This is a genomic window from Hydrosulfovibrio ferrireducens (genome assembly GCF_046883345.1).
Classification (GTDB): Bacteria; Desulfobacterota; Desulfobulbia; order Desulfobulbales; family Desulfurivibrionaceae; genus Thiovibrio; species Thiovibrio ferrireducens.
Map to the genome: position 1 here is coordinate 189,671 of NZ_JALKCW010000010.1, position 22,791 is coordinate 212,461.

20 protein-coding genes are annotated in these 22,791 nt (G+C 58.6%); 15 read left to right on the plus strand and 5 right to left on the minus strand.

The window, feature by feature from the left end; genetic code table 11:
- Nucleotides 1-158 precede the first annotated feature (158 nt).
- From MWR57_RS04390 to MWR57_RS04400, 3 genes are all read left to right on the plus strand, one after another.
- Nucleotides 159-461 (plus strand): c-type cytochrome, encoded by a 303-nt coding sequence (locus tag MWR57_RS04390; protein ID WP_423123570.1) that lies wholly within the window; start codon nucleotides 159-161, stop codon nucleotides 459-461.
- A gap of 42 nt (nucleotides 462-503) precedes the next feature.
- Nucleotides 504-1,976: a DUF3373 family protein gene (locus tag MWR57_RS04395; protein WP_423123571.1), complete on the plus strand. Its 1,473-nt coding sequence runs from the start codon at nucleotides 504-506 to the stop codon at nucleotides 1,974-1,976.
- A 207-nt stretch (nucleotides 1,977-2,183) separates the two neighbouring features.
- Nucleotides 2,184-3,488, plus strand: a complete 1,305-nt coding sequence (locus MWR57_RS04400; protein ID WP_423123572.1) for a M48 family metallopeptidase — start codon at nucleotides 2,184-2,186, stop codon at nucleotides 3,486-3,488.
- A 5-nt stretch (nucleotides 3,489-3,493) separates the two neighbouring features.
- Here the strand turns inward: MWR57_RS04400 and MWR57_RS04405 are convergent, their stop codons facing one another.
- Nucleotides 3,494-4,222: a DUF6901 family protein gene (locus MWR57_RS04405; protein WP_423123573.1), complete on the minus strand. Its 729-nt coding sequence runs from the start codon at nucleotides 4,220-4,222 to the stop codon at nucleotides 3,494-3,496.
- Between the two features lie 255 nt (nucleotides 4,223-4,477).
- On the opposite strand from MWR57_RS04405, the gene MWR57_RS04410 reads away from it, so the two are divergent.
- From MWR57_RS04410 to MWR57_RS04435, 6 genes are all read left to right on the plus strand, one after another.
- Entirely contained in the window at nucleotides 4,478-5,959 is a 1,482-nt protein-coding gene (locus MWR57_RS04410) for an HD domain-containing phosphohydrolase (protein ID WP_423123574.1), read from the plus strand.
- Nucleotides 5,960-6,017: 58 nt separating this feature from the next.
- A complete protein-coding gene (locus tag MWR57_RS04415) occupies nucleotides 6,018-7,415 on the plus strand; it encodes a phospholipase D family protein (RefSeq protein ID WP_423123575.1) in 1,398 nt (465 codons plus the stop codon).
- 111 nt (nucleotides 7,416-7,526) lie between these two features.
- Nucleotides 7,527-9,959: a hybrid sensor histidine kinase/response regulator gene (locus tag MWR57_RS04420; protein WP_423123576.1), complete on the plus strand. Its 2,433-nt coding sequence runs from the start codon at nucleotides 7,527-7,529 to the stop codon at nucleotides 9,957-9,959.
- On the plus strand, nucleotides 9,943-11,766 hold the full coding sequence (locus MWR57_RS04425) for an ATP-binding protein (protein ID WP_423123577.1): 1,824 nt from the start codon (nucleotides 9,943-9,945) through the stop codon (nucleotides 11,764-11,766). Before MWR57_RS04420 ends, MWR57_RS04425 begins: the two co-directional genes overlap by 17 nt.
- 19 nt (nucleotides 11,767-11,785) lie before the next feature.
- Nucleotides 11,786-12,205 (plus strand): response regulator, encoded by a 420-nt coding sequence (locus tag MWR57_RS04430; protein ID WP_423123578.1) that lies wholly within the window; start codon nucleotides 11,786-11,788, stop codon nucleotides 12,203-12,205.
- Nucleotides 12,206-12,242: 37 nt separating this feature from the next.
- Nucleotides 12,243-12,695 (plus strand): Hsp20/alpha crystallin family protein, encoded by a 453-nt coding sequence (locus tag MWR57_RS04435; RefSeq protein WP_423123579.1) that lies wholly within the window; start codon nucleotides 12,243-12,245, stop codon nucleotides 12,693-12,695.
- A gap of 82 nt (nucleotides 12,696-12,777) precedes the next feature.
- Here MWR57_RS04435 and MWR57_RS04440 read toward each other — a convergent pair whose 3' ends face one another.
- Nucleotides 12,778-14,607: a pentapeptide repeat-containing protein gene (locus MWR57_RS04440; RefSeq protein ID WP_423123580.1), complete on the minus strand. Its 1,830-nt coding sequence runs from the start codon at nucleotides 14,605-14,607 to the stop codon at nucleotides 12,778-12,780.
- A 414-nt stretch (nucleotides 14,608-15,021) separates the two neighbouring features.
- Here MWR57_RS04440 and metF point away from each other — a divergent pair, with 414 nt between their 5' ends.
- Nucleotides 15,022-15,912 carry a methylenetetrahydrofolate reductase [NAD(P)H] gene (metF, locus tag MWR57_RS04445; protein ID WP_423123581.1) on the plus strand — a complete coding sequence of 297 codons (891 nt, stop codon included), beginning with the start codon at nucleotides 15,022-15,024 and terminating at the stop codon, nucleotides 15,910-15,912.
- Between the two features lie 10 nt (nucleotides 15,913-15,922).
- On the opposite strand, the gene MWR57_RS04450 is transcribed toward metF, so the two are convergent.
- On the minus strand, nucleotides 15,923-16,150 hold the full coding sequence (locus tag MWR57_RS04450; protein WP_423123582.1) for a nicotinamide mononucleotide transporter: 228 nt from the start codon (nucleotides 16,148-16,150) through the stop codon (nucleotides 15,923-15,925).
- Nucleotides 16,151-16,373: 223 nt separating this feature from the next.
- Between MWR57_RS04450 and MWR57_RS04455 the strand changes: the two genes are divergently transcribed.
- The 5 genes from MWR57_RS04455 (at nucleotide 16,374) to MWR57_RS04475 (ending at nucleotide 20,891) form a co-directional block, all read left to right on the plus strand.
- Nucleotides 16,374-16,802 (plus strand): FKBP-type peptidyl-prolyl cis-trans isomerase, encoded by a 429-nt coding sequence (locus MWR57_RS04455; protein ID WP_423123583.1) that lies wholly within the window; start codon nucleotides 16,374-16,376, stop codon nucleotides 16,800-16,802.
- A gap of 167 nt (nucleotides 16,803-16,969) precedes the next feature.
- Nucleotides 16,970-17,860 (plus strand): TRAP transporter TatT component family protein, encoded by an 891-nt coding sequence (locus MWR57_RS04460; RefSeq protein ID WP_423123584.1) that lies wholly within the window; start codon nucleotides 16,970-16,972, stop codon nucleotides 17,858-17,860.
- A gap of 180 nt (nucleotides 17,861-18,040) precedes the next feature.
- Nucleotides 18,041-19,078: a TRAP transporter substrate-binding protein gene (locus MWR57_RS04465; RefSeq protein ID WP_423123585.1), complete on the plus strand. Its 1,038-nt coding sequence runs from the start codon at nucleotides 18,041-18,043 to the stop codon at nucleotides 19,076-19,078.
- Complete coding sequence (locus tag MWR57_RS04470) at nucleotides 19,075-19,617, plus strand: TRAP transporter small permease (RefSeq protein ID WP_423123586.1); 543 nt, start codon at nucleotides 19,075-19,077, stop codon at nucleotides 19,615-19,617. The genes MWR57_RS04465 and MWR57_RS04470 overlap by 4 nt, the downstream gene beginning before the upstream one ends.
- 8 nt (nucleotides 19,618-19,625) lie before the next feature.
- The gene (locus MWR57_RS04475; RefSeq protein WP_423123587.1) at nucleotides 19,626-20,891 is read left to right on the plus strand and encodes a TRAP transporter large permease; all 1,266 of its coding nucleotides are present in this window, start codon (nucleotides 19,626-19,628) and stop codon (nucleotides 20,889-20,891) included.
- A gap of 2 nt (nucleotides 20,892-20,893) precedes the next feature.
- Here MWR57_RS04475 and MWR57_RS04480 read toward each other — a convergent pair whose 3' ends face one another.
- Nucleotides 20,894-21,916 (minus strand): Lcl C-terminal domain-containing protein, encoded by a 1,023-nt coding sequence (locus tag MWR57_RS04480; RefSeq protein ID WP_423123588.1) that lies wholly within the window; start codon nucleotides 21,914-21,916, stop codon nucleotides 20,894-20,896.
- A gap of 69 nt (nucleotides 21,917-21,985) precedes the next feature.
- A complete protein-coding gene (locus tag MWR57_RS04485) occupies nucleotides 21,986-22,648 on the minus strand; it encodes a protein-L-isoaspartate(D-aspartate) O-methyltransferase (protein ID WP_423123589.1) in 663 nt (220 codons plus the stop codon).
- Nucleotides 22,649-22,791 lie beyond the last annotated feature (143 nt).

The following is a 22,791-nucleotide window of genomic DNA, read 5'->3' on the forward strand; positions in this document are numbered from 1 at the left end:
GAGCCCGGAGAGAACAATTGCTGGAACAATAAGGGCGCGGCGGCAGGCAGAAATATGGAAAAACACAGATGATATGTTGACTTTTTTTCAAGCAAACAGGTATAAACCTTCAGGAATCAGGATTTCTGTTATCAATTTTTGCAAAGGGAGGTGAGTTGGTGCAGAAGCGAATCGTAACAATGTTGACAGCAATGTCGCTGATGCTTCCTACGGCCGCTTTGGCGGCCAGCGGGGACGCGCTCTTTTTACAGAGCTGTGGCGCATGTCACAAAAAGGGAGGCAAGGCGGCGATTGTGAACCCTGCCGACAAGGCCGGCAGTGTGTGGGAAAAATACTTTGCCCGGGGACGTCACTCCGTTGATATGGGCATGAGTGATGCAGACCTGCAGGCGGTGGTGAAATATTTGGTGAAACACGCAGCCGACAGCGATCAGCCGGCAGCCGCGGTTATTCCCAAATAATTCACTGGCGAAAAAAGATATTCACTGGGAGGAGGAGAATAAGTGAAAAAGATTTTATTGACCGCAGGTGCATTGCTGGCCTGGACAAGCTGCGCCGTTGCCGGGGCAGGTGGCCAGACGGTAGCCATTCCGGTAGAAGATTATAAGGCGATTTTGGAGCGTCTGGACACTCTGCAGAAGCGTGTTGACCAGATGGAAAGGGCAGAGAGCCCTTCCGGCAAGGCAACGGCAGCCGCCATGCCGAGCAAGCTGGCCAAGGATGTGGAAACGATCTACGACACCTTGGACAAGGTTGAAACCAAAACCTTGAAAGACCGGATCAACCTGGGCGCCGAGCTGCGAACCAGGGCGGATTTCTTCAAGTTGAAGAACGACGCGAATTTTGGCGGCGCGGGCTCGGTTGAGCATAATGACAACCACTGGACCAACCGGTTCCGGTTGAATCTTGATTCCGAGATCCGGAAAAACCTGTTGTTCACCGGCCGTATCACTGCCTACAAGAATTTTGCCAACAGCGACAACAACGCGTTTGCCAATGATTCCAATGCGGCCCATCTGCCTGGGGACAGCGGTTTGAAGCTGGACCGCGCCTATGTGGACTGGATTCCCGAGGGCATGCCCATCCCGTTGGCCCTGACCTTCGGCCGTCATCCCTCCTCGGAGGGCCCGCCCTCCGAGTTGAAGGAGAACCGGCTCCGCCAGTCCACCTATCCCTCTCTTCTGTTTGACGGAGAGGCGGACGGCGTGGTGGCAACCATTGGTCTTGAGCGCTACTTGGGCTGGAAGAATTCAGGCATCCGTTTTGCCTGGGGCAAGGCCTATCAGGATACCAATACCTCTGTGAGCTACATGGACAATGCCGGTGGCATGTATGACGACACCAACATTTACGCCATGTTTTTTGAAACCGAGATTCCCGGCGTGCGGGACAGCCTCTTGGTCTTAAGCGCTCTCCAGGCTGCGGATCTGGTGGGTGATGGCACGTATGTCGGCGGCACCGGGAAGGCTGATATCGGTGACATGACCCTGTATGGTCTCCATGTCCAAGCCAATAACGTTGTGGATTCCGGTTTTGACCTGTTTTTCTCCTCAGGTCTTAACAAGACCGATCCGAGCGGGAATACAGTGACCGATGCCTACGGTCGCCCCACAGGCCTTATGAATACCGGGGCCAATACCGACGAGCATTCCGGTTGGGCGATCCACACTGGTTTGCGTTACAACATTCCGTATAAGCCGTGGAATAATCCCAAGGTCGGCTTTGAGTACAACCACGGTAGCGATAATTGGTTCAGCTTCACCTGGGGCAGCGCCGAATTGTACAATAAGCTGGCCACCCGTGGCGATGCCTACGACTTCTACTACATCCAGCCGTTCAATGAGAATCTCTTTGGCCGTCTGGGCTACACCCATATCGACTACAACTACACCAACAGCGGTATGCATCTGGGTGATTTCGGCGATTCCATCGCCGAGCTTGACAACCTGTACTTTTTGCTCGACGTTCGCTTCTAACGCGCGGGCAAAAGTGGTTTGTTCTCCGAGGGTGGCCGTCTGGCCACCCTTTTTTTATGCCCTTTCCCAGGGAAGGCAAATCGTTTCCGCGGCCTGAACCTGCGGCAAAGATGTCGCGAACCCGCTTGCGCATGGGCGATGAATTGAATAGACTAGTCAAGTATTGTGCGCATCGTTTTTTACGGACAATCTGACAGGAGCTTTGCCATGGGTATTCATTCACTGTTTTCTGTGCTGCTTGTCGTTCTTCTCTCCGGCTGCGCTATCAATCCTGTTACCGGCAAATCCGAGTTGGCCCTGTATTCCATGCCTGAAAACGAAGAGATCGCTCTGGGCAAAAAGGCCTTTCCCGAGGCGGTCCAACGAATGCAGGGGGAATACAACGACCCGGGACTCAAAAACTATGTCACCGCAATAGGGATGCGCCTGGCCAAGGTCAGCCACCGTCCTGATTTGCCCTATGTTTTCAAGGTTGTCAACGACTCCAGCCCCAATGCCTTTGCCGTACCCGGCGGCAATATCGCCATCACCCGAGGGTTGCTGGTTGCCCTGGAAAACGAGGCCCAGCTTGCCGCGGTGTTGGGCCATGAGGTTGGCCATGTCACGGCCAAGCATTCGGTGCAGAACCTGCAGCGCGGCGTCCTGCTCAATATCGGCCTGCAGGTTTTGTCCATTTCGAGCAGCGGCACTTCTTACAGCGCATTGGCCCGGCAGGCGGGGCAGGTGGCGGGAGCGCTTTTGGAGAGCTCATACAGCCGGGAGGAGGAGCGGGAGGCGGATCGGCTGGGCATCGACTACATGGTGAAGGCCCAGTACAGCCCCAGGGGAGCGGTTGAGTTGCAGGAATTTTTTGCCAAGAAAAGCGGGGAGGGAGAACCCCAGTGGGTCCAGGGGTTGTTCCGGACCCATCCCTTTTCCCGGGAACGGATGCGGGATAACCAGGAATACATCGACAGCAACTACAGTTGGGCCTTGCACAATGAAACGTATGGTTCCGGGGAGGGGGATTTCAAGCGGGCGATGGCTCCGTTGCTGAAGACCAGCGAGGCATACAACGATTACGACAAAGCCAGGGAGAAAGAGCAGGCCAAGGATCTGGCGGGGGCGATCGGACTTTATGAGCAGGCGGTGCGCAAAGCGCCGCAGCAGGCGCTGCTGCAGAGCGCCCTGGGCATGGCGTATCTGAAAAACAACAGCCCGGACCAAGCCAAAAAAAGTTTAAGCCGGGCCGTGCAGTTGGACGGCGAGTATTACGAAAGCCATTTCGGCCTCGGCTACCTGTATCTGCGCGAGAACAATCCCGCCTTGGCCAAGGAGCATCTGCAAAAAAGCATGAAGCTCATGCCCACCCTGGGCAGCGCCTTTTTTCTTGCCGAAAGCTATGAGTTGACGGGAGAGCCGGCAAAAGCCCATGCCTTGTATGGCCAGGTGGCGGGGGCTGATCCCAGCGGCAACCTGGGTAGGTCGGCGGCTGCCAGATACAGAGCGCTTGGGGGGGCGGGCCGCCGCTAGAAAGGTTAGGGTTTTTCCGGAGAATCCAGGATGTGCAAAAACGGCTCGAACAGGTAGCGGAGTTCTTCGAGGGATTGTCTGATCACATAGGGCAAGGCCTTGGCGTACATATCCAGCAGCACGATGGCATTGACGGACGAGTCTGTTTTTGATCCGCTCCGCACCCGTGTTGCCATGGCCTGGTTGACTTCCTGGATGGTGCGGTACAGATTTCGCAATTTTTCCAGATTGAAATCCGCTTCTCCTCCCCCGGTTTTTACAAAATATTGGGCCAGCATGTAGGTTGCCGTGGCGCGGAAGATGGTTTCTTCTTCGTTGGCCAGCGGTAAATGAAAGCGGGCCATGGGTTTGAACAAGGCGGTGTGTGGGCAGCCGCTTCCGGCAATAACCAGCCCCATCAGGGAGCATAGCGCCCTTTGCGCCGTGGTTTTCTGGGAAATCACCCTTTCGGCGGTTGTAACCTGAAGATCCAGCACATCAAAGGAGAGAAGCTTTTCGCCCCGCCGGACAATGGGAGCAATGTTGACCGCTGCCGGGCAATGGGGGGAGGAGGCTTCGGTCAACGGGCAACTGGCGCATTGGGAAAAGGAGAGCTTTGTCCAGTGCGGCAAGGGCTCCGCCTTGGCTTCCGGCAGGGTTTCAAGGGTCTGGGGGTCGAGGCGGATGGTAAACAGTTCTTCGCTGTTATCTTGCAAACGGAAGCTGTATTCGATGACCAAAGGCTGCGGTTGCATGTCGGCGCTGTGTTCTCCTGTGTTGTTTCCCCGGTGACGGCGGAGCCGTTCATTCCTTGGAGGAAGAATACTTCCATGGTAGGGGAAATCATTGTAAAAAGCAACGATTCCCCTCGGTTAACCGGCATGGCGCACGGTGAAGACGCCTGCAGGTTTTGACTTTAATACCTCCACTCTGTACACTGGTTGCAGGTTCGGGGGATGTATCCAAAAAGAGAAAGCCTTGGCGAAATCCGGGCACTGTCGAGAAATTGCATGACACCGAGTCAATTGCTGTCCACCATCCTGGTTATCCCGGGGATAATTTTTTTGAGTGTCGCGGCGCGCCTCTGCGTGCAGACCTGGCGGCAGGTTCCCCTTTCCCTCGCGGGGAAATGGCAGGCCCTGACCGGCCTGATCCTTTTTTTTATTGCCGGCTACCTCTTTTTTATCGTCATCCAAGTCAGGCAGCTTGTTTTTCCAGTGGAGATCGTCACCGGCCTGGTCTTTCTCGGCGGCTCCCTTTTTGTTTTTCTGGTCATCAGCTTGTCCAAGCTCACCATTGCCAAGGTCCGGGACGCGGATAAGGAAATTCTCCGGTCAAACACCGCCCTTGTCCAAAAGAACACGGAACTTGAACGCGAGATTGTCGCCCGGCTGGAGGCGGAAGGGAGGGCCAAGGCTCGGCTTCAGCATCTGACCACCCTGCACGGCATCGATCTGGTGATTACCGCGAGCCTCGACCTGCGGCTGACCATGAAACTGTTTCTGGAGCAGACCGTTTCGCAGCTCGGCATGGATGCGGGCGCCATACTGCTGCTCAATCCCCACACCCAAACCTTGGACCATGGGGCGGACTGGGGTTTTGAGGGGATGGGCATCCGGAAATCCAGGGTGCGGCTTGGCGAGGGAGGCGCCGGGATTGCCGCCTACGAGCGGCGGATTGTTCACATTGCCGACATCACCGAGCTTCCCAACCCCTTTGTCCGGCTTGAGCTGCTCCAGCATGAGAAGTTCATAGCCTATTATGCCGTCCCCTTGATTGCCAAAGGACAGGTGAAGGGCGTTTTTGAGATTTTTAGCCGGCAACGGTTTGAGGCCGACCCGGAATGGTCTGATTTTTTTGAGGCCCTGGCCATCCAGGCGGCCATTGCCATTGACAATGCGACGCTCTTCCGCAAGCTCCAGGAGTCGAACATCGAATTAACCCTGGCCTACGACACCACCATCGAGGGGTGGGCAAAGGCCCTGGAGTTGCGAGATTCGGAAACAGAGGGGCACACCCAGCGGGTGGCGGAGCTGACCCTGCGGGTCGCCTGCGCCCTTGGCATCCGGGAGGATGAGCTTGACCATGTCCGCCGGGGCGCCCTGCTCCACGATATCGGCAAGATGGCGGTGCCCGACTCGGTTTTGATGAATGCCGGTCCGCTCACCAAAGAAGAGCAGCAGATCATGCGGCAACATCCTGCCTTTGCCTTTGAACTGCTGTCTCCCATCCATTATCTGCGCCCGGCCCTGGATATCCCGTATTGCCATCATGAATGGTGGGACGGCACCGGTTATCCGCGGGGCTTGAAAGGCGAACAGATTCCCCTGGCGGCGAGAATCTTCTCCATTGCCGACACCTGGGACGCCCTGATCTCGGCCCGGCGGTACCGCGAGGCTTGGCCTCCGGAAAAGGTTGCCGCACACATCCATTCCCTGGCCGGCACCCAGTTTGATCCGAATTTGGTGGATATCTTTCTGGCAACGGTGTGAGGGTGCAATTTTTCGATTGGTGTTGCGTGTGCAGCGAAGTTTTAGAAGAGGAAGGTTCGTGAAGATCATCGTGGCTGTGGCGGTTGTCTGGGTGTCCCTGATGATTTACGGGCAGAACAAACCGCTGCCCAAGGGTGTCTCGCTGGAAGGGGCGGTGCGCGCCGCGGCACACGTCGAATTCCTGACCGATTGCACCTATCAACGCAACGGGCAGCGGGTGCGCGAGCAAGCCATTTTCAACCGAGTCCATCGGATCATTGATGGGGCCGAGCGTTTCATTCTGCTCGACTTTTTTTTGTTCAACGGAGTTCAGCCCAAGGGGGGAAGCTTCCCCGCCCTGGCCGAGGAAATGACCCGCAGGCTGGTTGAAAAAAAGCAGCGCGCGCCCCAGGTGGACATCGTGCTCATCACCGACACCATCAATCGGAGCTATGGCGCTGAGGAACCGGAGCATTTCCAGAGGCTGCGGGCCGGCGGGGTGCGGATCATGTACACGGATACCAGCAAACTGCGTGATTCCAATTTCATGTATTCCGCCTGGTGGCGGCTTTTTTGCCAGTGGTTCGGCGCCGGCGGGAATGGCTGGCTGCCGTCGCCCTTTGCCCAGGATGGGCCAGCCATGACCCTGCGGGGGTATTTGAGTCTGTTCAACTTCAAGGCCAACCACCGCAAGGTTGTGGCCAGCGAAAAAGAAGCACTCATTACCTCCGCCAATCCCCATGACGCAAGCGCGTATCATTCCAATATCGCCATTGTCGCTCAAGGTCCGGTGGTTCAGGATGTTGTCGAGTCGGAAGCCGCGGTGGCGAGGTTTTCCGGTGGGGCTATGCCCAGGTGGGAGATTCCGGTTCGCCCGCAATCCGGCGAGATGCATCTGCGCTTGCTCACCGAAGGGAAGATCAAGGCGCGGTTGCTGGCAACCCTTGCCCGGTGCGGGAACAAGGCTTCGGTGCGGATGGCCATGTTCTATCTCTCCGATCGCGAGGTGATCGCCGGGCTTCTTGATGCCGCAGCCAGGGGAGCCGAGGTGCGTCTGCTCCTTGACCCGAACAAGGATGCCTTTGGCCGGAGCAAAAACGGCATTCCCAACCGGCCGGTGGCCCAGGAACTTGTGGAGAAATCCCGGGGGGCAATCCAGGTGCGCTGGTATGGAACGCACGGCGAACAGTTTCATCCCAAGCTGACCATGATTTCCCTGCCCGAAGAGACAGTGCTCATCGGCGGCTCGGCAAATCTCACCCGGCGCAATCTCGACGACCTGAACCTGGAGTCCTGCCTTGAGGTGACGGCCCCCGCGGATTCGCGGGTGATCCGCTCGGCAACCGGGTATTTCGAGCGGATGTGGAGAAATGACGGTGGGGACTATTCTCTTGATTTTGCCAAGTTTTCAGAGGATTCGTCGTTTCGCTACGCCCTGTACCGTTTTCAGGAGTGGAGCGGGATGTCGACATTTTAACCGCACACTGGCGGGGCGACTTGTGCTACAATAAAAAAAATGCGATGAACCAAGGGGATACTCAGGGCTGGGAGGCTAGAATGCTCGGCCAATACGGCTTTGGGGGCGACCATGAATGAAAAGATTCTGGTAGTGGACAACCAGCCGCTGATGCTCCGGCTCATGAGCAATTTTTTGGGCAAAAAAGGCTATGAGGTCAAAACCGCGCCTGACAGCATGACAGCCCTTGCCGTGCTTGCTGATTTTGTTCCGGACGTCATGTTCGTGGATATGGTGATGCCGCATATCAGCGGCGACAAACTGTGCCGGATCGTGCGCTCCATGCCGGAGTTGAAAAACGTCTGTATCATCATTCTCTCCGCCATCGCCGCGGAAGAAAACATCGACTGCGCTTCGTTCGGCGCCAATGCCTGCATCGCCAAGGGACCTTTTCGCGACATCGAGCAGCATATTTCCCGGTTGCTCGCCGCCCGCGACAACAAGGAAGATCTGTTATCTTCAGGGATTGTCGGGCTTGAAAGCATTTACCAGCGAGAGATCACCAAGGAGCTGCTGAGTTCGAGGAAACACTTCGAGGTTGTTCTTGGCAATATCAGCGAAGGGATCGTCGAGTGCACCGGCGAGGGGCGGATTGTGTATGTCAATGCCGCCGGCGCTGCCATCCTTGGCGCCCGGGAAGAAAAAATCCTGGCCGCTGATTTTTTCGATTTTTTTGCGGAAAGCATGCGGCAGGAAGTGGCACATGCGTTTGCCGGACTCGGCGAGCATCCCATTGCCCTGGGCGAGGAAACAGTCCTGCTGCTGAAGGGGCGGCGGGTTGCCCTGATCGTGCTGCCCATTGTCGATGCCGGCCAGCGAACGGCCATTGTAATCATCCAGGATATCACCGCGCGCAAAGCCGCGGAAGAGAAGCTTGAGAGCTATCGTGACCATCTGGAAAAAATGGTGGTGGCGCGCACGGCGGAGCTTTCCCAAAAAAACGAGCAGCTCGGCGCGGAGATCCGGGAACGCCACTCCGCCGAGGAGCGGATGGGAGAGGCCCAGCGGGAGTGGGAGCGGACCTTCGATGCGGTGGACGACATCGTTACCTTGCAGGATGCTTCTTTGCGCCTGACCAGGGTTAACAAGGCGACGTGCCGGATTTTGCGTAAAACAGAGGCGGAACTGGTTGGCCGTTATTGTTATGAGGTGTTCCGGGGGGCAACCGAACCCTGTCAGGGTTGCTGGGCACATTGTGCCTCCCCAGCCCGCAAGTCTTACACTCAGGAGATTTTGCATCCGGATTTGGGCAAGACCTTTCTGCTCACCGCCACTCCGGTTATGGACGACCAGGGGAGGATGAGCGGCGTTACCCATTTTGCCAAGGACATCAGCGAACAGAAAAAACTGGAGTTCCAGCTCATGCAGGCCCAGAAGATGGAGGCCATCGGCACCCTTGCCGGCGGCATTGCCCATGATTTCAACAATATCCTTGCCGCGGTCGTTGGATACACGGAGCTGGCCATGCTGGATCTGCAACAGAATATGCCCGTGTATGCCAAGCTTGAGGAAGTGACCAGGGCAGGCAAGCGGGCCAGGGATCTGGTGGCGCAGATTCTTACCTTCAGCAGGCACAGCGAGGCAAAGCGGGAACCCCTTGAGTTGCGCAGCATAGTCAAGGAGGCCATGAAGCTGCTCAGGGCCTCCCTGCCCAGCACCATCGAAATGAAGCAGGAAATAAGCGACCAGCCCTGTTGGGCCTTGGCTGACCCGGTGCAGATCCATCAGGTGCTGATGAACCTCTGTATCAATGCCTCCCAGGCCATGCGCGGCCGGGGGGGAATTCTTCTGGTTACCCTTGCGCCCGAGGAAATTGACGAGCCCCGCGCCGCGTTGAATCCGGATCTTCGGCCTGGCCTCTCTGTGCATCTCGGGGTACGCGATACCGGTCAGGGCATGGAGAAGGAGGTGGTGGAGCGGATCTTCGAGCCGTTTTTTACCACCAAGCAAACCGGGGAAGGAACCGGGATGGGGCTTGCGGTGGTGCACGGGATCGTGAAAAGCCATAAGGGCGCCATTGAGGTTGCCAGCCAACCGGGGCAGGGAACGGTTTTTGATCTCTATTTCCCCTGCATCACCGAAACCGGGGAGCTTGGAGAGAGCGGTGGTGATTCGCCCATGTCCCGCGGCACGGAACGCATCCTGTTCGTGGATGATGAGCCTGCCCTGGCCGAATTGGGCAAGCAAGCGCTGGGCTCCTTGGGATATCAGGTTGAATCCCATGGCGACAGCCGGGAGGCCTGGGCGAGGTTTGTTGCCGCTCCGGACACCTTTGACCTGGTCATTACAGACCTGACCATGCCGGGGATGACCGGCGCCCTGCTTGCCGAAAAGATCCTGGCCTTGCGCCCCGCCATTCCGGTTATCCTAACCACGGGCTATAGCGATATCCTTACCGAGGAAGAAGCCCGGGAGTTGGGGGTGTATGAATACCTGCTCAAACCCTTCAGCACCGCGAAACTGGCAGAGGCGGTGCGGCGAACGCTTGATGCCAATGGGCACTGAGCCTACTCTCCCGAAAGTCTTTTCCCGGCGGATGCGCAAAAGCCTCCTGAATATCCTGGCTTTTTTGGGAGGGGCTCTGCTGCTTTCCCTCGTTACCCTCTTCTATCCGGGGCGGTTGAACGCTGCTTTCCCCGTGGAGACCAGCCTCGTGCTGCTGTCCGGCGGGCTCGGCGGGGTATTCACGCTCCGCTGGTTTGTGCAGCGGAGGAAAAGCAGGGAGCGCGAGGCCAATCTCCTCATGGTTGTGCGGACCATGCGCCGGATACATCTGCGGCTGGCCGAGAGAAAAAGCCGAGACGAATTACTCCAGGGCATCTGCCGGATCCTGGTGGAGGAGGGGCATTATTTCAGTGCCTGGCTGGCCCTGATAGACAGGGAGGGAAATCTGATCCGTTGCGCCGAAAACGGTCTGGGCGAACGGTTTTCCCGGGTGCGCCAGGGCATGGAGCAGGGGCTTTTCCCGGAGTGCGCGAAAAAAGCCCTGTCCGGAGAAAGATTGGTGCTGAGCGATTCGGCAAGCCGTTGCGCGGGCTGTCTTCTTCCGGAAAGCGATGCGGCCGGGGTTTGCTGTACCGCCAGGTTGAGCCACCGCGACCAGTTCTACGGCCTGTTAAGCGTTTCCTTTTCCGCGGCCCGCAAGCACAACCTTGAAGAACGGATGCTCTTTGCGGAAATCGCCCGGGATGTGGGGCAGACTCTGCATCTTTTGGAGCTTGAGGAGCAGCGGGCCGTTACCGAAAACAGGTTCAGGGAGCTGGTGGAAAATTCCCTGGCCGGGATTCTTCTGATTCAGGACAACGCGATCATCTATCGCAACCCGGAGCAGAAAAGACTTTTTGGGCCTCTCCCCGCCGGGTTCCGGCCGAACGCCTTTGTCGGGGTGCACCCCGACGATCGGGAAAAGGTGGAGGCGGCCTATGGCAGAGTCAGCCGCGGGGAAGCAGCCTCGGTGGATCTTGACTTCCGGTTTTATCCACAGCGGAAGGGCGACGAACCCCAGGCCATGAAATGGGTGTTCTGCCGGGCCAGCAGGATTGAGTATAATGGCAGGGAAACGGTGCTGGTCAGCATGATCGACATCACCCGAAACCGGGAGCTGGAACAGATTATCCGGGTTCAGGACAAGATGTCTTCCCTTGGGCGCGTGGCCGCGGGCATTGCCCATGAGATCCGCAACCCCTTGTCCGGCATCAATATCTATCTCGACACCCTGGTAAAGATGTATGAGCGCGGGACCAATCTGGAAACGGTGGGCGAGATTCTTGCCCAGATGAAGGTTGCTTCCGGAAAAATAGAATCGGTGATCCGGCGGGTCATGGATTTTTCAAAGCCCGGGCAGCCGCGGCTGGCGATGGTTGATGTCAATCTGCCGGTGGAAAACGCTCTGGCTCTCTGCGCCGCTGCCTTGCGGAGGGACAGGGTGGAGCTGCAGAAGGAGCTGGCCTGCGATTTGCCGTGCTGCCGGGTTGATGCCGGCCTGATTGAACAGGTTGTGCTCAATCTGCTGACCAATGCGGCAGAGGCCCTGCGTCAGGCCGAGAACAAGAAGATATCGGTGCGGACCGCTCTCGAAAAGAAAGCGGTGGTGATCCGGGTGGCTGATTCGGGGCCGGGTATCCAGGAAGGTCTGCGGGAGAAGATTTTTGATCCGTTTTATACGACCAAGAATGACGGGACCGGCATCGGTCTTAGTCTGTGCCAGCGGATCATCACCGACCATCACGGCACACTGACCGTGGAGGAAAGCGCTTGGGGCGGCGCTGAGTTTGTCATTGCCCTGGCGGCTGAACCGGAGCAGGGGGGATGAACTCCCGGAGGAGGGCGGTATGGATCTGTTCGCGCGATTGCAGGGGATGAAGGTGTTGCTGGTTGAGGATGAACCGCTGATCAGGGATTCTTTGCAGCGCTTCTTCGCCAATGAGGAGTGCACGATCATGGCGGCGGAAACAGGGGAGGATGCCCTGGAGATCATCAAGGGCAACGCCTGCGATATCGTCATCATCGATTACCGTCTGCCCGGCATGGACGGCCTTGAGTTTTTAAAACGGGCCCAGCGTCTCAATGCCCGGTTCAAGAAAATCCTGATCACCGCCTACATGACCGAGCCGGTGATTGCCGAGGCCTTCCGTCTCGGAGTGCATGAGTTCATCGAAAAACCCTTTGCCATGGAAGATCTGGAGGAAGTCCTTGTCCGGATCCTTGAGAAAAAAAAACGAACCAACGGGCGAGGCCCGGTCAAAACTTAGCAAAGTCCGGGGGGAACTTGATCACAGGAGGTGCGGTATGAAGGAAGTTATCCCAAGGAAGCCGTTTTCAGAGCTCAGCACCGTGCGCAACGAGATGGACCGGCTGTGGAACCGGTTTCTGGATGATTGGCCATTGCCCGCCATGTTCACCAAGGGGTGGGCGCCGATGGCCGACATCTCGGAAACCAAGGACAAGCTGGTCGTCAAAGCCGAGTTGCCGGGACTTGACCCGGAAGACATCAAGCTGAGTCTCTCCGGCAACCTGTTGACCATTGAGGGCGAGAAGAAAAAAGAAAAAGAGGAAAAAGACGAGCACCATCACTATCTGGAGCGCTACAGCGGGGCGTTTCACCGATCGTTCCGCCTGCCGGTGGAGGTGCACGAGGACAAGATTGAGGCCAAATTCGACAAGGGCGTGCTCACCATCACCCTGCCCAAGACGGCAACGAGCAAAAAAAAGGAAATCAAGATCGCCAAGGCGAAATCATAAAAAAATTCCCCCCTGGGTTTTGCCTGGCCTTTCCTGATTCTTCCCGCCCCTGCCGCAACGGTGTCACCGCGGCGGGGGCGTTCTATTCCGGACGGAGCCCCGTTGCTTTCAGGCCCGAGGCATTCTTGAGGTTGGCGCCCTTGAGGTTGGCATTGCTCAGGTCTGCCTTGTAGAAATCAGCCTCTTCCAGATTGGCATTTTCCAGATTGGCTCCGGAAAGGTTGGCGCCCTTGAGGTTGGCCCCTTCCAGATCGGCGTCACGCAGGTTGGCTCCGGAGAGATTGGCGCGCTCAAGAAAGGCCCCTTGCAGCTTTTTCCCGGAAAGATCCTGGCCGGCAAGGTTGCATTCCACGCAGCGGTTGACTTGCAGGAGTTTCTCCAGATCAGTGAGCTTGGCGGGTTCCGGCGGCGGTATCGGTTCCGGTGTCGCGGCCAGGATCGGAGGGCTTGGCGGAGCCGGAGGCGCGGGGGGAGCAATGGGCGGGGCGGCGACGCTTGCCGCGGCGGGCATGGCCTCTGCCGGGGTAGTCTTGGCAACCGCCGGAGATACTGGGTCAGCGGCCGGCGCGCTGGGCAGGGGGGCGGCAGCGGCGGAGATCTCTTCCGCGTCCTTGGCCGGGAGCTGGCTGGGTGTTGGGGCAAGGCCGTCCTCGGCGATTTCGTTCTCCTGCTCGGAAGTGCCCATGGCCGTCGTTGTTTGCATCGCCGGAAAAGAAGGCGCCCACAGGGTTTCCCCCTGTCTCCGGTCCCGTTCCCGCGGGTCTTTTCTCTTGGGCGCGGAAATGGTTTTGTCACGGTACTGGGCGAGGAATGCATCGATATCCTCTTTGGTGCCCTGCTGCCGATCTTTTTCCAGAATCGTCCCCATCAGGTACGCCCCCTCAAAATCCGCGCCGGTCAGAATTGCCCCAGTGAGGTCTGCCTTGTAGAGATCGGCTCCGGCCAGGTTGGCTCCGGTGAGATTGGCCTGAGTGAGCTGTGCCTCTGCCAGGTCCGCCGTCTTGAGGCTGGCGCCTTGCAGGTTGGCACCGCTGAGGTTGGCGCCGGCCAGATTGGCCCGATTTAGGTTGAGCCCGACCAGATCGGCGCCGGCCAAGTCGCAGCCCGGGCAACCGTTTTGTGCAATCAGGCGTTCAATCTCGGGGCTGGCGCCCAGGGGGATGGGCACCGGAACCGCCGGTTTTTGCGGAACCCTCACCCGCGCAGGTTGCGGGGCAGGTGGGGCAACGGGTTTCGCCGCGGGTGCCTCCGGTGGCGGTTCGGGCAGGACGGCGGGTGCCGATCTTGGTGAATCTGTCCGCGGTGTTTTCGCTTCCGGGAGCGGAAGTTCCGCCGGAACTGGGGCGGGGTTCGTTGCGGGGGGTGGTTCCGGTTGGGAAGCTGCTGCCGGTTTGGCCGGGACGGACTGCGGAGGAGGTGTCTGCGCCTCTGTGTTTGCTTGGGGAGGGGACACGGGCGTGGCCGGTTCACCATTGCCCTGGAGCGGAGGAGTCACGGCAACCGGTGGCGGCAGGGGCTTTTCCGGTTCCTTCCGGGCATTTTCCGGGGGGGTGTAGGTGTTGCCCTCAAGGATTGCCCGCTCATGGTTGCTGTTGGCCAGGGAGGCGTTTTTAAGGTTGGCCCCTGAGAGAAAAGCGCCGGTGAGGTCAGCCTTGTAGAGGTCAGCTTCCTCCAGGCTGGCGTCGGTCAGGTTTGCCCCGGTGAGATCAACCGCCTTGAGGTTTGCGCCCTCCAGGTCGGCCTTCTCCAGATTTGCCCTGGAGAGATTGGCCCGTTCCAGAAGGGCGCCGGCAAGCTTTGCCCGGCGCAGATCAGCGCCGGAGAGATCGCATTCCACACAGCGGTTGGTGGTTTTCAGGGTCTCAAGGTCTTTTTCGTTGTAGGCCGCGGCTTGGCGGGGTGAGGCAGTCAAGCAAAGAGAGCAGAACAACAGGGCGGCCGCAGGTGTTTTTCTGTTTGAATGTGCCAACGTTTTGTGATCCCCCGGCCATCTTCATGATGGCGCAATGTGTGCTTGCTGGGCCAGATAACTGATTCGGAGGTGGAGCCGTGAACCACGCTTTGCCCGAAACCGTAAGTGATTGCAGAGCGCCCTGTGATTGCTTGCCCAGCCAGATTCTGATTACAACCCAGGGCCGGACTTTGTCAAGTCAAGATGCGGCTTCCTGGTGTCCGGAGGGGAACTGTTGGCAGCGTATTTGCCGCTGAGCGCGTATTTTTTTCCTGCCGGGCATGGATTTTTCGAGCAATCGGATGGTAAATTTGGTAGATAGGTGTTTCTTTTGATGTCTGAAATTTTTCACCAAAACAACGGGTTAGAGGTACTATGCTGGTAAAGGACATTCTCGACAACAACAGGTTTTCCTTCAGTTTTGAATTTTTCCCGCCCAAGGATGAGCCGGGCTGGGAAAATCTTTTTGCCAACATCTCCGACCTGATGCCCTTAAAGCCCGCCTATGTCAGCGTGACATACGGGGCGGGCGGTTCGACCCGGGATCGCACCCACAAGCTGATCGTCAGGATCCAGCAGGAAACCAACCTCACCGTTGTCTCCCACCTCACCTGCGTTGGCTCAAACCGGGCGGAAACCGGAGAGATACTCCGCAATTATGCCGCAAGCGGGGTGGAGAATATCCTGGCCTTGCGCGGCGATCCTCCCAAGGGGCAGACCGATTTCGTTCATCCCCCGGACGGCTTTGCCTATGCCGCCGATCTGGTCGCCTTCATCAAAAAGAACTTCCCGCATATGGGCGTCGGCGTCGCCGGTTTTCCGGAGGGACATCCCGCCACCCCCAACCGGCTGCTGGAGATGGACTATCTCAAGGCCAAGGTTGACGCCGGGGCGGACTATATCGTGACCCAGCTCTTCTTCGACAATCGCGATTTCTATGATTTTCGCGACCGTTGCGAATTGTCCGGCATAACGGTGCCCATCATTGCCGGGCTCATGCCCATCACCACCAAGAGCGGCATGGTGCGCATGGCCGAGCTTGCCGCCGGGGCCAGGATTCCGGCCGCCTTGCTGCGTGCGCTGGATCGGGCCAGAAGCGATGAGCAGGTGGAAAAGGTCGGGGTGCACTGGGCCACCGAGCAGGTCCGCGATCTGCTGGACAACGAGGTGCGGGGCATTCATTTTTACACCCTGAACCATTCCCGCCAGGCTCTGGATATCTACCAGGCCCTCGGCGTGGAGGATTCCATCCAACTGGGCGCGTGAGCCGGGGTTTTCAGTCTTTGTCTTCCTGGGGCCGTGGGGTCCACCATTTGAAGATGCCGTAAACGGACAGCACCAGGTAGACCGAGAAAAGAAACGCTTCGGCCAGCATGCCCTTGTGGGAAAAGCTGACAATCCAGCCGATATTGGCGATGGTCCAGATGATCCAGCCTGCCACATGTTTCTGCAGGTTGAAAAGGGTTCCCAGTATGCTGAGCCCGGTGAGAATCCATTCGAACATGGCAAGTCCTTCATCGGCGGGGCGTTGCTTGTGCCGCGACGCTACCGCTCTGGTTTTTTGTTATGGGGCAAAGAGGAGTACGGCCCCAGCTTAAAGCCAAAGAGGGGCCTTAAGCAAGCATCAATCGTGAAAAAGGCGCGGAGCCGTGTTGGGTTTCGTGATAAATGACGTAATTTTATTGAGATAAAATCCCTCCCAGGGAGAAGACCACAAGGAGCACGATATGTCACAGGCTAAAAAAGGAGATAGCGTCAAGATCCATTATACCGGCACGCTGGAGGATGGGACGGTTTTCGATTCCTCCGCCGGGCGCGATCCCCTGGATTTCACCCTCGGCGGCGGTCAGGTGATCGTGGGCTTTGAGGAGGCTGTTTTGGGAATGGCCATCGGCGACAAGAAAAAGGTCACCATTCCCTCCCATAAAGCCTATGGCGAAAAGAATGAGGAGCTGGTTATCGAGGTGCCCCGCACTCAGGTTCCGCCGGATCTCAACCCGGAAGTGGACCAGAAACTGCAGATGGGCGGACCCAACGGCGAACTGGTTGTGGTCACGGTTGTGGCGGTAACGGACGAGGTTGTCGTTCTTGATGCCAACCCGCCCCTGGCAGGCAAGGACCTCATCTTTGATCTGGAACTGGTGGCTATTTCCTGAGCCGGGAAAAAGTGAGTCGGTCCCATGCCCTGGTAATCTTTTTTGCCGGGGCATTTTTTTTGCGCCGGGTCGCTTGCCTGTATCCTGCGGACAAAAGGGTGTGGTATACTCGGCGAAAGAAGGCTGGGACGCGCGCAGGCACATCGATAACAGGGATCAGGTCGGCCATGCAGAAGATCATTGACCAAGGGTTGTTTTTTCTCCAGAAAAATTGGGGGCTCGCCGTCCTGCTGGCCATGATCGCGGTGTTGTCGCAGGGGTGCGCCTCGCTGGTGATCCCCCCCATGGTCGGGCCGGTGGTGAAGAATCTCAACCGCCAGGCGGACCTGGAGCTGGTTTGTGACGGTGCGCCCTCCTACCTGCTGCTCCTAGATAGCATGCTGGTTTCCGATCCCGATAACGCCAGGTTGCTGATGCATGGCACCCAGGCCTATACGGCCTACGCGAGTCTCATGCCGGAATGCGGCCGCCCGGAACGGGCCGTGGTGCTGGGGGAAAGGGCCAAGGAGTATGGGCTGCGCCTGCTGGGCACGCACCCTGGCCTTGGCGGCGCGAATCAGATGCCGCTTGCCGGGTTCAGCGAGGCCCTGCAATCCGTTGGTTCCCGCGAGGTGGAAAAACTTTTTTGGGGTGGGTACGGCTGGGCCACCTGGATCGGTTTCAGCAAGGGGGCGCCCGCGGCGGTCGCCGATCTGCCCAAGATCGAAGAGCTGATGCTGCGGGTGCTGGCCCTGGACGAGGGTTTTTATCACGGCGGCGCCCATCTTTTTCTCGGCGTCTATTATGGCTCCCGCCCGGCGATGCTGGGCGGCAGGCCGGAAGTGAGCCGGAATCATTTTGAGAAGGCCCTGGCCCTGGGCGATCGGCGCTTTCTTCCGACCCTGGTGGCCTATGCCGAACACTACGCCCGGCAGACCTTTGACCAAGAGCTCTACGTCCGTCTCCTGGAGGAGGCGCTGGCCTTTGACCTTGCTTTAGCCCCGGACCTGACCCTGCCCAATGTTCTGGCCCAGCGGCGGGCCCGGAAGCTGCTGGCCCAGGTGGATGAATTTTTTTAACTGTCCAGCAGCACCCACCTGCTTTGTCAGCGGCCTACTCATGTGCGATAGCACACTTCGCAGGCCTCTTCCGCGCATCCGTGGCAGCAGTGAAGCGGCGCTGCTGAACAGTTACATGCTGGAGGTTTCGTCCAGTTTTGACCTCACGCTGGATAATTACGATTTTTTAGGAGAGAAGGTATGAATCGTCTGCTGCGTACGGTCTGTTTCGGCATCGCCCTTCTGGCGCTCATGGCTCCTCCGGGCGCCCAGGCCGCGCCCCGCTATCTTTTCAAGATCGCCACCCTTGCCCCGGATGGCAGCGTCTGGGCCAGGCGCTTCCAGGAATTTCAGAGCGAGGTGACTGCCAAGAGCAATGGCGAGATCGGCTTCAAGCTGTACATGGGCGGGGTAATGGGCGACGACCGGGCCATGTATCGCAAGATGCGCATCGGCCAGCTCCAGGGCGGCGGCTTTACCATGACCGGGATCAGCGAGACCGTGCCGGATTTCCGGATCATGGCCATCCCTTTTTTCTTCCGGTCCTACGCCGAGGTGGACAGGGTTGCCGAGGGTCTGTTCCCGCTGTTTAAAAAGGCCTTTCAAGAAAAGGATCTGGTCCTGCTGGCCATGACCGAGGTCGGTTTTGTCTACACCATGTCCAGCGAACCGGTGACCACCGTGGCCCAGTTGCGGGCGAGCAAGTGCTGGGCGCCGGAGAATGATCCCTTGAGCCGTGGGTTTCTCGAGGACATGGGCGTCACCCCAATCCCCCTCTCCATCCCGGACGTGCTCTCCTCCCTGCAAACCGGCATGATCAACACGGTGTTCAACGGCTTTTACGGCTCCATCGTCCTCCAGTGGTTTACCCGGACAAAATATATCACCGATACCCCCTTTGGCTACGCCTATGGCGGGTTGGTCTTTTCCAAGAGCGCCTTTGCCAAGCTCCCCCCCCACCATGCCGCCATGATGGAGGCTGCCGCGAAAAAACATTTTGCCGGCTTGTTGATCGATACCCGGCGCAGCAATGAAGAGGCCTTGGCCACCCTGAAAAAGAACGGCATCCAGTTGGTGCCGGCAGAGAAGGAAACCCTGCAACAGTTGCTGGCGGTGCGTGACCAAAAAACCGTGCCGCGTCTGGTGGGCACCGCTTTTTCCAAGGAGATCTACGCGGCGGCGACCCGGCTGCTTGCTGATTTTCGGGCGAAATCTCCCGCTGGGGGTGCGGCCAAATGAGCGAGCAACCGGGCCGGCTTTTTCGAGGAATCCAGCAGATAGGCAGATTGCTGGCGCGGCTTGAGGAGGGGGTTCTGTTGCTGCTGATCGCCGCCATGATCGGTCTGGCCTGCCTGCAGATCGTATTGCGCGATGTCTGGGGCGGGGGGTTGTCCTGGGCCGATCCGCTTCTGCGGGTCATGGTGCTCTGGACCGGGCTTCTCGGAGCCGTGGTGGCCACCAAGCTGGATAAACATATCTCCATTGATCTCGCTTCCCACCTGGTGCCCAAACCGATTTTTCGCTGGCTGCGGGTATTCAGGTCATTTTTTGCCGCCGGAGTTTGTGTGGTGCTTACCTGGATGGCCATTGATTTTGTCCGCCAGGAGGCGCTTTATGGCAACGGCCAGGCAATGGCCGGACTTGCCTCCTGGCAACTCAATCTGATTTTTCCCCTGGCCTTTGGCTCCATCACCCTCCGTTTTCTGCTCGGCGGCGTGCACAGTTTTCGCGCCGCCCTGGCCGGAAAAGATATCCGCTCTTTCGAGGAAACGGCCTAGATCCTGATATGCAATTCCTGCAACTGATAACCCTGGTTTTGGCCATATTGGGCAGCCCTCTTTTTGTGGTAATGGCCGCTTTGGCCCTGCTCTCCTTTTATGGGGCAGGCATTGATCCCTCGGTGGTGGTCATCGAGATGTCCCGGTTGGCCGAGACCCCCATGCTGCTTTCCCTGCCCCTTTTTATCCTCGCCGGGACCGTACTTTCCGAAAGCAAGGCGCCGGTGCGGTTGCTGGACCTGTCCAACGTGCTGCTGGGTTGGCTGCCCGGCGGGCTGGCGGTGATCGCCCTGGTGGTGTGTTCGGTTTTCACCGCCTTTACCGGCGCTTCCGGGGTGACCATTTTTGCCTTGGGGGGGTTGCTTTTTCCGGCCATGCTCAAGGACCGTTACCCCGAGCAGTTTTCCCTGGGGTTGATCACCACCTCCGGCAGCCTGGGCTTGCTCTTTCCCCCCAGCCTGCCCCTTATCCTCTACGGGGTCATAGCCGAGACCAGGATCGACCACCTCTTTCTGGCCGGGATTCTGCCCGGTCTGTTGATGCTGCTTCTGCTGGGCGCTTACAGCATTAAAAAAGGCGCGGCCACCCGTGGCCCCCGCAAGCCGTTGCCGGCGGGGGAGACGTGGCGGGCCTTGCGCGCCGCGGTCTGGGAGCTCCCTTTGCCGGTCATTGTGCTGGGAGGGATTTACGGCGGTTTTTTTGTCGTGGGCGAGGCGGCGGCGGTGACCGCCCTGTATGTTTTGCTCGTGGAGATGTGCGTGCACCGGGATATCACCCCGGCGCGGCTTCCTGCCCTCGTGGTGCGGAGCATGGCGCTCTTCGGGGGGATCTTCGTGGTGCTCGCCGCTTCCATGGCCTCCACCAGCTTTCTCATCGATCAGGAGATTCCGGCCCGGCTCTTTGATTTTATCCGGGAGCATATCTCAAGCAAGTACACCTTTCTTCTGCTGCTCAATCTTTTTCTGCTCGTTGTCGGCGCCCTGCTCGATATTTTTTCGGCCCTGGTCCTGGTGGTGCCGCTCATCGTGCCCATTGCCCAGGGGTATGGGGTCGATCTCACCCATCTTGGCATCATTTTTCTGGCCAACCTGCAGATCGGCTACTGCACCCCGCCGGTGGGGCTCGGTCTTTTTCTGGCCAGTTATCGTTTTGATCGGCCCATTGCCCAACTGTACACCGCCACCCTGCCGTTTTTGGGGATATTGTTCGTCACCCTGGGAATCATCACCTATTTCCCCCTGCTGAGCCTTTTTCTGGTCGAACTGTTCGGATAGCGTCAAGCCTCTTCGCCGGAAAATCTGACAGGCCACGCAGAAAACGATTCCCCCTTTTTGTGGCCGACCCCCAAGGCGCCCTTGTGAAGATACAAAGCCCAGGCCCAGTCTGTTTCAAAAAAGCTGGTGGTGGCAGACCAATAGGCCTCGCGCACCCGGTGGAACGGGTGACCGGCCGGCAGGGCCGGTTCCGCCTGCGAGCAGTCCACCAGCGATTCAAGGGCGTTTATGTCGGGGAGCCGCCAGTCGTTGCTGCCGTGCAGAGTGTTCCGGTTGATCTCGTCTATGAGATCCAGGGCCTGGCGCCAGGTCATGATTTTTCCGCCCAAGTCCCCATCCTTGAGCCAAATGAGGCGGGTCAGATTGTCGAGGACCGTTTCGCCGAGATCGGTAAAGCGCGGCTGCGGCCAGGCGAGGCCATGCCGGTGTTCGCCGTCCTGACCCGAGTTCGGGCAGGGAATCTCCCGCCCCAGGGCGTCATGGCAGGTTATCTGTCCGGTTCTTGGCAAAAGGTTGTATCCGGCGCCGCGAACCGGCCAAAACAGGGCATACTGATCCTTGCGCCCGTAAAACATGCGGGCGCCTTCGAGGTGGATCCACCAGGCATAGGCCGGGTGAATCGCCGCCGTGGTGGAAGTCCAGTACCAGCCCAGGAAGATGTTGGTGAACGGATGCTCCTCCGGCAATGAGGGTTTTTTCGCCTGATAGCTCATGAGCGAACGGAGCTCCCGGCGGTTGGGCAGCCGCCAGTCGTCATAGCCGGCCCATTTGTGGCGATTCATTCCGGCGATGAAGGCGAGGGATTCCTGCCAGGTCAGGGGGAATTCGTTCAGATTGGCGTCCCTGGCCCAGGCGAGTCCGGTGAGGTGGTCGAGAACGATTTCTTTTTCCAGGGAAAATCGTGGACTCGGCCATGGCAGGCCCAGGCGGAATTCCCCGTCCTGGCCGCTGCCGGGGCAGGGGATAGCGCCGCCCTCTTCGTCGTAGCAAAGGATTTGTCCGGTTTGCAATAAACCTGTTTTCATGGGGTATTCCGCAGGAGCAGGGTGGCTTGGCGTTGGCGAGATGTCTGGGGCAACTGTTGGTCCTCTTCCTCAGGCTTGCCCATGTCCGGTGAAGGGGACAAAGGCCACGGAGAGGATGCTCCGGCTGGTGACCCTTTTGCCGGATTTCTCCACCAGCAACAGATCCTGGGGCAGATGCGGGCGGCCCACCGGAATCACCAGCCTGCCGAAGGGGGAGAGCTGCTCGATCAGGGCTTGTGGTATACGGGGCGCCGCGGCGGTGACGATGATTCCGTCATAGGGGGCATGCTCCGGCAGTCCGGAAGAACCGTCGGCGGCGAGGACCTCCACCGCGTCGTACCCCAAGTGCCGCAAGCGGTCGGCAGCTTGCCGCGCCAGTTCGGGAACGATCTCCAGGCTGTATACCCGTTTGACCAATTGGGAGAGAACCGCGGCCTGATAGCCGGAACCGGTGCCGATTTCCAGGATGGTGTCGTCGGGTTCCGGCTCCAGCAGGTCGGTCATCAGTGCGACGATAAAGGGCTGGGAAATGGTCTGGCCGTTACCTATGGGCAGGGGATTGTTGTCGTAGGCGTAGGGCTTGAGTTCGTCCGGGACGAAGTCCTCGCGCCGTACCGTGGCCATGGCGTCAAATATCTGCTGGCGCAGGGTGTAGCGGCCGGTGAGGCCGCCGGTAAAACGGCATTCGTCTTCGATGGTGCGGAGCATGCCCTGTATCGTTTCCGCGCTCATGATCACCTCCGATCCGCACGGGATGGAATTGACTGCACTCGAACAGCGCCTGTTCTCATGATTGCTCATACGGCCGGTGGAAGTCAAAGATTTTATCGTTCCGGGGGGCAGTGGCGGCACGGCAGGGCGATGGCGGATTGCAG

Excerpts from the sequence above, each read along its gene's own strand:
- MWR57_RS04435 (WP_423123579.1), top strand. The coding sequence starts at position 12,243 with ATGAAGGAAGTTATCCCAAGGAAGCCGTTTTCAGAGCTCAGCACCGTG.
- MWR57_RS04455 (WP_423123583.1), top strand. The coding sequence starts at position 16,374 with ATGTCACAGGCTAAAAAAGGAGATAGCGTCAAGATCCATTATACCGGC.
- MWR57_RS04405 (WP_423123573.1), bottom strand. The coding sequence starts at position 4,222 with ATGCAACCGCAGCCTTTGGTCATCGAATACAGCTTCCGTTTGCAAGAT.
- MWR57_RS04480 (WP_423123588.1), bottom strand. The coding sequence starts at position 21,916 with ATGAAAACAGGTTTATTGCAAACCGGACAAATCCTTTGCTACGACGAA.
- MWR57_RS04450 (WP_423123582.1), bottom strand. The coding sequence starts at position 16,150 with ATGTTCGAATGGATTCTCACCGGGCTCAGCATACTGGGAACCCTTTTC.
- MWR57_RS04420 (WP_423123576.1), top strand. The coding sequence starts at position 7,527 with ATGAATGAAAAGATTCTGGTAGTGGACAACCAGCCGCTGATGCTCCGG.
- MWR57_RS04470 (WP_423123586.1), top strand. The coding sequence starts at position 19,075 with ATGAGCGAGCAACCGGGCCGGCTTTTTCGAGGAATCCAGCAGATAGGC.
- MWR57_RS04400 (WP_423123572.1), top strand. The coding sequence starts at position 2,184 with ATGGGTATTCATTCACTGTTTTCTGTGCTGCTTGTCGTTCTTCTCTCC.
- MWR57_RS04485 (WP_423123589.1), bottom strand. The coding sequence starts at position 22,648 with ATGAGCGCGGAAACGATACAGGGCATGCTCCGCACCATCGAAGACGAA.
- MWR57_RS04465 (WP_423123585.1), top strand. The coding sequence starts at position 18,041 with ATGAATCGTCTGCTGCGTACGGTCTGTTTCGGCATCGCCCTTCTGGCG.
- MWR57_RS04430 (WP_423123578.1), top strand. The coding sequence starts at position 11,786 with ATGGATCTGTTCGCGCGATTGCAGGGGATGAAGGTGTTGCTGGTTGAG.
- MWR57_RS04410 (WP_423123574.1), top strand. The coding sequence starts at position 4,478 with ATGACACCGAGTCAATTGCTGTCCACCATCCTGGTTATCCCGGGGATA.
- MWR57_RS04425 (WP_423123577.1), top strand. The coding sequence starts at position 9,943 with ATGCCAATGGGCACTGAGCCTACTCTCCCGAAAGTCTTTTCCCGGCGG.
- MWR57_RS04475 (WP_423123587.1), top strand. The coding sequence starts at position 19,626 with ATGCAATTCCTGCAACTGATAACCCTGGTTTTGGCCATATTGGGCAGC.
- MWR57_RS04460 (WP_423123584.1), top strand. The coding sequence starts at position 16,970 with ATGCAGAAGATCATTGACCAAGGGTTGTTTTTTCTCCAGAAAAATTGG.
- metF (WP_423123581.1), top strand. The coding sequence starts at position 15,022 with ATGCTGGTAAAGGACATTCTCGACAACAACAGGTTTTCCTTCAGTTTT.